This is a genomic window from Pseudanabaena sp. 'Roaring Creek' (assembly GCF_001402795.1).
Classification (GTDB): domain Bacteria; phylum Cyanobacteriota; class Cyanobacteriia; order Pseudanabaenales; family Pseudanabaenaceae; genus Pseudanabaena.
This window is the reverse complement of sequence record NZ_LIRE01000095.1, coordinates 1-11224: the sequence shown is the minus strand read 5'-3', so window position 1 is coordinate 11224 and position 11224 is coordinate 1. Positions and strand designations below refer to the sequence as shown.

The following is an 11224-nucleotide window of genomic DNA, read 5'->3' as shown; positions in this document are numbered from 1 at the left end:
GCCCCTACGGGGCGCAACTTTACGGGTTTTGGTTTGTAATTAATTATGCCTAGCTACTTATAGCTGCCGATCGCACCACGCATCAATGTCCGCCATTAAGCGAGCGCTAATTTCCCAAGGTAGAAGATGGGCTGTATTGGGATAACAAATAAATTCGCAATGCGGTAATAGTTTTGCAGTTTCTGCCGTCGATGCGGCGGTGATATGGCGATCCTGTTCGGCGGCGATCGCCAAGCAGGGAATATGAATTTTGGCTAAATCACCCGTGCGATCATATCCCTGCCTCAAGGCTTGCATTAACGCCCTTTGCGCATAGCCAGATGTCTGGAGATAGGCTCTTGCCCCATCGCGGGAAATCCGCGCATAGGCAAAGGGACTATGCTGTTGAATTAAATATTTGATTAAGGATCGCTTGCCGAACCATGTAACACACCGATGGTAGCGCGGCACAATCCAATGCAAAGCTACCGCGATCGCCAAATTCATATATTCCCACCAAGCAACCTTGGGCAAACTGCTATAGGGTCTGGCAGCAGTGGCAATTAAAACCAATCCGACAATTTTGGGTATCGCTTGTTTAGGTTTATCTCCCGATGAATTCTGTAACTCAATCATCCGCAATGCTAACTCAATCGCCAAAATCCCACCGAGAGACCATCCCAAGATCAAATATTCTGGCAAGCATTCTGGCAAGTATTCTGGCTCAGACCGATCATCTGACGAACCATTTAATGAACGATGCCGATGCTCTAAAATATCTGCCTCTAACAAATTCTCAAGATCCTGTATGTGATCTAACATTGCAAAGGGCGCAATTGCTTTACAATTTCCATAGCCACGCAAGTCAGGGGCGATCGCCGTAATCCCTTGTTCCTGAAAATGCTGGACAAATATCTGCATTGCTTTACTATTTCCGGGGTGTCCGTGCAGGCATAAAACCTTTAATCTGCGATCGCTAATCATAAGAATCAAATCTTAGAACCAAATCAGAACCAAATCAGAATCAAATCAGAATCAAATTTGCAATACATCAAGTCTTATTTAACCTTAACTTGACAATGACGCAGACTTCACAAGAGAACAGCGCTTCCAATCTTCCTACAGAAAGAAGCGTCCATCAGCCAATTGAACAATCGATTCACCCTGTCCCTGTTGGGGAAATCATCCAAAACCTATCCCTTGCCCATGTGATGGTCACGCTCAAAACGCTCGTGAGCCATACAGGGATTGTGAAGATTGACACACCTCACCTAAGTTGGGAAATCTTTATTCATAGCGGAAGTATCGCGTTTATCGAGGATAAAAGCGATTTTTTGCCCACCATAACTCGCAAACTGAAAATCCAAAAAGTTCAGATTCCTCAAGAGTTTTTACGGGGTCTGAGTAAAAAGGCGCTGAGTAGCCTTGAGACATACCAATGGTTAGGTAAAATCTACGCCCAAGATCGAGAAAACTGCCTAGTAATTTTTAAAGAAATTCTCTTAGAAAACCTGTTAGCAATCTCTTTAGAAAAAAAGTTTTCTCTACAATGGCAACCCTTAACCCTCGATCGCCAAATAATTCTGCCAATCTGGCAATTACACGATCTTGAAAAAGCGATCGCCAAGGTTATCGATCAATGGCAGACCTTTAGCCACGTTCGCCATCCTTACCAAACCGTACAGATCCTAGATACCGAATGCAAAATCGCCCAAGTCCCCTTATTCACTCAGGTGACCAATGGTAAATCTCGAATCAGTGAAATTGCCGATCGCTTTCAACAACATATCACTCGTACCGCGCTGAAACTCGATAAACTTGCGGAAAATCGCACCGTCGCTATATTACCCTTACCATTGCGATCGGCAGAAACCAGCCTAAACCTTGAGGAAAATAAAGAAGCCGAATCGCGACTCAGGGTGATGATCGTTGATGATTCCCCCGTTCTCCTTAAGCAATTTGGCAACTTACTAACAAGCTGGGGCTACCATCTGATCTTAGTCAGCGACTCTGCCAAGGCGACGCAACAAATATTGTCAGACAAGCCTGATATTGTGTTTATGGATATCAATATGCCGAATTTAAACGGATTTGAACTGATCAAACAAATTCGCCGTCAACCCTCCTTAGCCACTATACCCCTAGTTTTAGTCACATCCGAAAATACTATTACCAACAACTTCCGCGCCAAATGGGCAAACTGTCGCTTTCTCAGCAAACCACGGTCATCCAATGACATTTCCGAATTTCGCGAGCAAGTTAAATTGATTTTGCAAGACTTTATCATGTAATAGCCTTTACCTAAGTGAAAATGCTGACAGACTACTACATCCGTGACTGATTACAATATGGGATAATGTATCTGAGACAACCTATTGAATTTATAGCTAGTTGCTACGATCTATAATGAAGTAACACGTTTTTTTGTAATATTTGTAATATTTGTAATATTCTTTCTGTCCAAGTGCCTCCCAGTCAAAAAACATGATTGCTATGACAGGTTCCTTGCCTAATTCAGACTTAGTGTCTAACAACTTGACGGACGGACAGGTAGTGAGGAATGCCACATTACATATCCTACTAGCAGCTATGCGCGTCATGAGTCGTTCTACAGGAGTAATTCGCGTAGAAACGAAATATCATCGATGGAAATTATTGCTTACGGGTGGAGGATTAGTATTAGCTGAGGAAGAAGGTCAGGTCATACCGACATTAGTTCGTAAATACAACAGTAAGGGGATTAACTTTTCGCGTATTCCTGAATGGGAGCAACGTCAAAATAACCGCCCTTATTGTTACCCTTTTGTGAATAATGTCTATAAAAAGTATCCTGAGGTGACCAAAGAAGTTTTAAAAGAAATCATCTTAGAAAATTTTTTGTCATTGCACCTAGAGGATAGTTTTTCGTTTGTCTGGAGTCCAGCTAATGAACTACAAGTTAACCTACCAATTTGGCAACTATCGGTGCTGGAGAATACTATTGCCAATGAGGTTCGCCAATGGCAGAAGTTTGATTGTGTAAAACATCCTTTTCAATTAGTCCAACTAGTTGATGCGGCAAATTTACTGGCAAGGGTGGGGAATGATAACTTTCCACTTTTCGCCAAGGTAACAACGGGGCAAGATCGCATTTGTGCGATCGCAGATACTTTTAAACAGCCGATTTATCGAACTGCTCTACTGTTGGATAAACTAGCCCAGAAAAATATTGTATCAATTGTGCAACTACAGGAACGTAAATCCGATAGCGATCTCGGTGCTCGCCCCCAAGTAACTACCCCAACGGTTACCAAAGATGAGCCAAAGGTTTTTATCGTTGATGATTCGCCTGTATTATTACAACAAATGCAACGCTTGCTTACGGGGTGGGGATATCATGTCGATTTTACCGATGATGCCGAAGCGGCAACCGATCGAATCTTAGAATATAAGCCAACTATTGTGTTTATTGATATCAATATGCCAAGTTTGAATGGCTTTGATTTAATTAAGCAAATTCGTCGTCAAAGGGATCTAGCCACATTGTCGCTAGTACTAGTTACAGCCGAGAATAGTATGACTAATAATTTTAGGGCGAGATGGGCAAACTGTCGGTTTCTTGCCAAACCAAGATCGTCGTCAGATACACCAAAATTTCGCGACGAATTGCGTAATTTATTGAGAGAACTAGCCCCTTTATCAACAGATACCTTGGTCTAAAAACTATTTGTATCGTTAGCTAAGGACTCTTTCAATAATTATGGAGAAACAATGATTTTATATTCATTAAACCCTCCAGAGATAAATATAGGCACTATGTTTGTTCGCTAGGAGTTTTTGGGCAACTTTATAATAAGTAGGTATACAAATCCAAAGACGTAAACGATCTTATTAGATCAAAATTAGATCGAAACCAGATCGAAATTAGCTCAAAACTAGATCAAAAAATCTAATTTATTTAAGTTTCCGTTCACGTTCAATTAGTCATAATTTCATCAGGACAAAGTTTAGGGTAAAAATATGAGCGAGCATTTTTTGATAATTGATGATTCAGCGATTCAGAGACATTTGTTAACATCCTTTTTAAATGATTTGGGTCATGCTGTAGATTTTTGCGAATCAACCATAGGTGCTATAGATAAAATCATCGGCAATTCCTATGCGGCAATTTTCTTGGACATCGTTTTGCCCGAGCAGGATGGTTACAAGTTTTTGCGGGAACTGCGATCGCATCCTCAAGTTGCCGATCAGTACGTAATCCTTTGCTCAACCAAGAGCACAAAACTGGAAATTGACTATGGTTTAAAGCGAGCTAAAGCTAATGACTACCTGCCCAAACCCGTCAGCCGTGAGTCCTTAACGGAGGTTCTGAAGAAATTGCCCCAACGCGTGAGATAAATATGCTTGAGATGAGCCGCATCAATAGCTTCGCCAACGGTCAAGAAACAGCAAATGGCTCTCTGGATCGGTCGCACCTGATTAAGCCCAGTAATCGATATATTGTCGCGAGGGTCGGTGATCGCGCTGTGACATTTCCCGATGTGTTGGTATCGGAAATTATCATTCTTGACCGCAATGCTATTTTAGCTTTGCCCTTTTACGAAGCAGCGATTATCGGCATAACCCATCATCAGGCTCATGTCATGCCCTTGCTACTGTTGCGTTTGCTCATAGGCGAACAAAGGACTTTGCTCACTGAATCCTTAACAGTGATTAAGCTCAGTAAGATTGCCGACAATTTGGGCGACCACAACCTTAATGGAGTAGGTGTAATTGTGGATCGGGTCGTTGGCAGTCTTCCGATTGATGAGTATCCTGAATTAGTAACGATCGATCCTCAGGAGATAGCGGCTCTATCAACCGCCATTAATGACCTTGCACCGCTTTCTGTTACGAGTCCTCCAAAAAAAATAGACCAAACAGTAGCGAATATCAAGGAGAACGAGTATACTCCCATTGAAATTATCCTATCTAGTATTCCTACTCATATTTGGCAACCACAACGTTGGCAGCTTTCCAGTTAATTATTTGCCTTCGTAAAATGAAGTAAATCAAGTGAAGTAAATCAAGCGTTTTGAGACTTAACCTTTGAGCTTCATGATTGGGGCAAGTATGGTGTAGGATGATTCTCACAAAAATATCTGAATCCTTTCCCTATAGCGAATGCATATGGCAAGCACATCTAAAGACAAACGAGCGACTTCAGTAGCAACGAATGATCGATCTGTGTTAAAGCAGCGATCGCCTAAGTCGCCGAAAGCACCCAAGCCCAAGACTAAAGGCTCAATGGGGCTGGGCTTGCTGCTAATCGCGATTGGGACATCCTTGATTGGGTTGGGTGGTCTAGGATATTTGTTTTATCAAGAATTACTCAGTAGTGCTCGCCGCGAAGTTGACCTATCCGCAGACGCACAAACGCGCAAACTTGAAGCTAAGGTCAAGGATTTGCGACAGGTAGCCGAAGGAATTGCCAGTAACGCCAAAACCCTATCGCTACAACAGCCCAAGCCTAAAGTTGGCGACTACCAGAAACTAATGGTTGATAGTTTCCAAAATACGACCTCAGTATCTGGCATAGGGATTTCCTCCAATGGGGCTTTATTATTTCCTCCAGCCAAGCCGCTTGTCCCCTATGTATGGAAAGAACAATCTGGCTTTAAGACTGAAGCGGGGCAAAAACTGGCTGCCCCCAATGAAAAACTATTGGCAGGCGATCGCCCTGACATCCCCAAATCGCCCTTTTATCAAGAAACCATCAAAGGGAAGGCAACTTGGTCTCAACCCTATGCGGCTTTGGGTAAAACCATCATCAGCTATAGCGTTCCCATCGGTGACGGTCAAAAAGTTTTAGGAATTGTCACTACTGATGCGATCGCCAGCGAGCTTTTGTCCTTAAGTGATACTGCTTCCTACCCAGAACTTAACAGTGAAGGAAAAATTGGGTTTGTCGTCGCTACTAGCAGTGGCAATGTCATTACGGGTTCCACCCAGTTTCAGGCGACCCAAACCCAAAACCCTGCCATTACCCAAGCTCTAGCCAATCTAGCCCAGCAAGCCAAAACCAAGCCCTCAGGAATTGCTCAAACTGATGGGTATCTCTGGGCATACCGCAAAATCGAAGGTAGCGATTTGCTAGTTGCAGCACAATTGCCAGAGACGGAAATTACCAATAGGCTCGTAGTTTTAGTCGGTGGGGCTGCGGTGGGGATCAGTGCGATCTTAGCGATCGCTATATTAGGATTTGTTAATTCTCTTAAAAAACGGCTTCAACCACTTACGGAAGAATGCGATCGTTTTTTAAGCCAGCAAGGAAATTCCGTTGCCAATGAAAATGCCAAGAATGAAAATGCTAAGGATGAAATCGACCGTCTTGGATTATCCCTGAAAAGTACTTTTCAACAGGTGAAAAACAATGAGATTCGCCTGCGTAGCGAATTAAGCCAAACCTCGTCGACTGATGACATTACGACATCCGCTCAGGTTCAGCAAAATCTTGCGGAAACGGAATTGATGGAAGCGGAAGTTGGGGATTTATTAGATGTTGTATCCTCGATGGAAGAGGGAGATCTCACCATTGAAGCCCAAGTAAACGATCGCGCTACGGGGCTGGTAGCCGATACGCTCAACCGTTTACGAGAAAAACTTGTAGAGATTATCTCTAGTGTATTAGGTACGGCGCAACAGGTCGCTCAAGGAGCATCCGATCTCGAAGAACTAGCACGGACAGTGGTGTTAAATACCGCTGAGCAAGCCCAGTCCGTTACTCAAGGTCAAGCTCTCACCGAGCAAGTAGCTGCTATTGCCGAGCGATCGGCAGCACAGGTTAGCGTTGCAAACCAGTCGCTCCAAGAAGTACGCGATACAGTTGCCTCTGGACAAATCTCGATTAACACCCTAACCGATAGTATCAGTGTCTTGCAGACAGGTTCAGCCCAAATCGTCCAAAGGATGAAAACCTTGGGCGAATTTGTGGGTCTAGCCGAACAGTTTGTGCAGGATCAGGGGCAAATCGCTTCATTAACCCAAGTTCTGGCGCTGAATGCGACACTTGTTGCAGCCCGTGCTGCGGAACAGAAAGATCCCAAACAATTCGCAAGTGTGGCTCGTGAATTTGAATCAATCGCAGGACAGGTTAACGATCTGGCGACACAAACTAACGATGGCTTGACCATTCTGCAACAACGTACTTCTCAGATCCAGACTGTTGTAACGGCGATCGATACTGAAGTGCAGAATTTGAGTGGGTTGGTTGCAGGTTTTACCTCAGGTGTTGAAGCTTCGCAATCCGCCTTTAATAGCATTCAATTGGCGACTGAGGAAGTTGTCCAAATCGGACAAACTATCACCGCTTCCAGTACGGAAATCACCAATGCCGCAGGTTCCACCGCTAGTTACATCAGTGAAATCGCCCAATTAGCCGATCGCACTGCCAATCTCACAAGAGCGGCAAGACAACAGGCAGAATCGATGGGAAATCAAGCCCAACAGCTACTACAAGGCATTCAATTTTTCCGTTTACCCGATTCGGTTACGGCAATCCCGAATACTCCCATCGTACCTAGCGCCGATATTCACTCAAGTTTTCGATCTACTGATATCGATCCCGATGAGACCCCAACTAATAGTTTGCTGAGTTCTTTCGACACCTCGGAACAAGCTAACAATCGTGGCTCAGGTATGGGGCTAGCTGTACCTGCTGCGATCGCCACAGTCGCAGCGACAGTCGGTGCAGCAGTTACCATCGCGCAGCATGGACAAGATGCGACGGATGAATTCACCGAAGAAATCGCTGCCGCCCCTAACCTCGGCGGCGAGGATGCGCCAGAGGCGTTCTTACAAAATGACCATAATGCTTTCATGAGCGTTGATAATGACAATTCCTACAACTCCGAGCCAGAGGCAATCGATATCTCTATCATCGAACAATCTCTATTTGACGATCTCAGGCAAGAGGTTTACGAAGAGTCCTCGCTAAACGATATTGATGAAGATATTGATGAAGATACTGATGAAAATCTGTTAGAAATCGATAGCGATGAGGCAACCTTCAAAAATCCGATGCAAGGTGTTAATGAGTCGGCAATCGTTGACGCTGCTGGGGATCCAGAGATTGCATCGGCAACTTTTTCCTTTGAGGAAAATACCGCTTTTGGAACTGCCTCACCCCTTGCGGAAGATGCAAATGTGCACTTACCAACCTCTGTCGATTTTTCAATTCCCGATCTAGATGATGATTTCCAAATTCCCAAAATGGATATTGAATCAGCTTTAAATGATTCTAATCCTTTCTTTGATAGCAGTTCAGTCCAAGATGTCACCATTCCAGATATCGATCCTTTCGCTATGGAGGAGCAGGTTGACTTAGAAGCATTAGATTTGGAAGCATCTGATAGTCTTGATAATAGTTTTGATAATTACGCGATCGCCGATAATACCTACGCCCTACCCAATCTTGAGGAAGGGAATGTCGAGAGCATATCTGATGATTTCCTCTTCAATGATTCTGCGGACTATAGTAGCTACACATCTAACGAAGAGTTCAATGAATCCTTAGAAGCATCTCTAGGAAGCCCTGACAATGAAGCTTTCAGCGATACCTTTGACATATCATTTGATGAATCACCCTTTGACAAAGCGTTGGATGAAGCCCTTTATACTTCCTCAAACCCTCCAGCCGATCGCTTCTCTAGCGAAGATCTCGGAGATTCGGCACAGTCCGATGATATGGCTCCGCAGGAATTATTTACGGATGCGCCAGCTCAAATTCCTGACATCTATCTAGAAGAATCCGTAGATGATGAATTTTCAGGGGAATTCACTTTCGATCTCGAAGAAAGCCCCCTATCAGGTACTTCAAACTTGTCAGAAAACGAAGATTTCTTTGATACAAACTCGCTTCTAAATAATGAAGACTTTGCTGAAGCATCAAATCCGCTTGAGGAGCAATTAGGTGAGCAATTAGTCGATCAATTAGATGATCAATTAGACGATCAATTATTTGACAGTCAAACAAATAATTTCCTTCTTCAAGAAGATGGGCATATTTCAGAGCTAGCAAATTCAGAGGGTTTTGCTGATATATCTAACATATCGGATATCTCGGATCAGCAAGCATCAGAGTTCTCGACAGAGTTTTCTTTTGAAATTAACGAAGTTTCTGAGGAAGACATAGCTGTAGATTATGGAGAAATAATTCATGATGAATTCGTTCTCCTAGAATCAGAAATTCCAGAATCAGAAATTCCAGAATCAGAAATTCCAGAGCCATCAACACAGATCTTATCTGCTGAACAGGTAGAAGCAAACATTTCTTTATTATTTGAGGAAAGCGAGCCGATCGCCTCTGATAGCTTAGATCAGGAGTTTGATCTTCCTCAAGTGATCGATAATCCAGATCTCTATGCTGGCGATCTTGAAACAACATGGCAACCTGAAGCCGAGATCTTACCCTCTTCTTACGTCTTTGATAATGTCATTCTCAACGATGAAGATCTCGATAATTCTCTGGATGAAGGTATTGTCACAATTGAAGATGGTGAAGATTTAGATATTTCTTTTGACCTCTCTTTTGATGCATCAACAGATTTGCAACCTGAAATGCCTTTTGAGTCAGAGTCAACGCTTGCAGAGAGTTTGGTAAGCGTAGATAGACCCGAAAAGTTACCTTCACCAGAGTTATTTGAGGATCTTTCGGATGATTTCTCTTTTGATCTAGATGATAGTTTGCTAACTAATGACTTTGATAACGAAGTTACCTCTATTGAAAATAAAAATTTAGAGAACTTATCTGATGCTTCGTTTGATATCTCTATGGAAGCATCAAATCTCGCGAACTCACTGGAAGCAACTACTCCCAACGAATTTGAAACACCTAACGATCCGCTGAACGAGCAGGATCCCGATCGCGATTTTTCCACAGAATTGGCGATCGCACCTGAGATCGCACCTGAGATTGTGGCTGAGTCAGAAGTCCAAGATGCATTTATATTCGATCTAGAAGAAGTGGATGATTTCCCATCACTGTATGAGAATATTTCCGAAGCAGAAGCGCCAGACCAAAGTTCCGATCTAATCTGGCAGAATGAAACTATCAGTACTGACACATCAACCCTCTCCTTCGATATAGAAGAGGCATCTATAAATTCCGTTGATGACTTGATGGATGAGGCAGAATTAGATGTTTCCTCTATATTTAACGCTCTTTTAGATGAAGAGTCGGCGGAAAGTCGCAATGACACTATGCATGAGTCTATACTCGACACCCCAGATATATCTGGGAATAAAGCAACCTTCGAGATGTTGAGTGAAGACATCGAGTCTGATATCAAACAAATTGAATTTAGTGACATCCTAGATTCTGGAAGTCTGACAGCAAACCCTGAAGTTGAAGAAGAAGCCTTTATACTAAATCCCCTCGAAGATTTAGTGCAACCCGTTGAAATCTCTTCAGTCAGCCCCTCTGAAATAGATAGTCTTCAAATAGATGAAATTTTTACAGAACCTACTTCAGTCCCCTCTTTAGATATTTCTGAGGATATTTCTGAAGATATTTCTGAAAGTTGGCTTAATGAAATTACTGAGGATGAAAAGATTGTAGGCACGCCATTCGGTGATGAAGCATTCGGTAATTTAGATATATCAGAAACATATCCTTCGCTAGAAGATCCTTCCCTTAATGCGTCCGATGATGATATTTATGGATTTGCAGATAACCTACTAGATAGCCTCATGGATGAGACTGAAGAGGATTTTGGCGATTTATCTGTCGATCTATCTATGGATTTACCAAATCCATTATCCCCAACTGACTTGTCAGTATCAGAAATCCCCTCCTCTAAGCCCTTGTCACTCCAGACAGAAAGTAATGAATCGGGAAATGAGTCGATATTTGATTTGTCTGCTCTTAGCGATCCCATTGAGGATTCGGTGGTGATCGCAAGATCGGAAATTGATGAGTTCCTGTCGGGTACGTTGGGTATTGAAGAGTTTGAGGATGAAAGCAATAATAAACAGGCTAATTTCCAGATTGCCAAAACTCCTAATAAACCCTCTGAAGAATCCCATCAAGAAATTGGGGCAAAATTGCCTAAGTCCGACGATTCCATATCCTAGGTTTAATGTCAGTTCGGGTTGAGATGGTAAAACCTTTCTCAAAGCCAATTTCAAATTATCCAGAACTCACGTTAAATACCTCAGCATAATTAAAATCCAGATTTACAGCGCTTTGCGCTCAAATCCAAACCAAGGAAATTTTTGAAAGCGTTGC

6 protein-coding genes are annotated in these 11224 nt (G+C 42.9%); 5 read left to right on the top strand and 1 reads right to left on the bottom strand.

Going from position 1 to position 11224, the window contains the following annotated elements; all coding sequences use genetic code 11:
* Window positions 1-57: 57 nt before the first annotated feature.
* On the bottom strand, window positions 58-963 hold the full coding sequence (locus AC805_RS03085; RefSeq protein WP_055074057.1) for an alpha/beta fold hydrolase: 906 nt from the start codon (window positions 961-963) through the stop codon (window positions 58-60).
* 95 nt (window positions 964-1058) lie between these two features.
* On the opposite strand from AC805_RS03085, the gene AC805_RS03080 reads away from it, so the two are divergent.
* The 5 genes from AC805_RS03080 to AC805_RS03060 all read left to right on the top strand — a co-directional run bounded on the left by AC805_RS03080 (window position 1059) and on the right by AC805_RS03060 (window position 11070).
* On the top strand, window positions 1059-2270 hold the full coding sequence (locus AC805_RS03080) for a response regulator (RefSeq protein ID WP_055074056.1): 1212 nt from the start codon (window positions 1059-1061) through the stop codon (window positions 2268-2270).
* Window positions 2271-2472: 202 nt separating this feature from the next.
* Window positions 2473-3678, top strand: coding sequence for a response regulator (locus AC805_RS03075; protein ID WP_231662414.1), 1206 nt, complete (start codon window positions 2473-2475; stop codon window positions 3676-3678).
* A gap of 300 nt (window positions 3679-3978) precedes the next feature.
* Window positions 3979-4356: a response regulator gene (locus AC805_RS03070; protein ID WP_055074054.1), complete on the top strand. Its 378-nt coding sequence runs from the start codon at window positions 3979-3981 to the stop codon at window positions 4354-4356.
* A 2-nt stretch (window positions 4357-4358) separates the two neighbouring features.
* Complete coding sequence (locus AC805_RS03065; RefSeq protein WP_055074053.1) at window positions 4359-4982, top strand: hypothetical protein; 624 nt, start codon at window positions 4359-4361, stop codon at window positions 4980-4982.
* A 145-nt stretch (window positions 4983-5127) separates the two neighbouring features.
* Entirely contained in the window at window positions 5128-11070 is a 5943-nt protein-coding gene (locus AC805_RS03060) for a methyl-accepting chemotaxis protein (RefSeq protein WP_055074052.1), read from the top strand.
* Window positions 11071-11224: the final 154 nt, after the last annotated feature.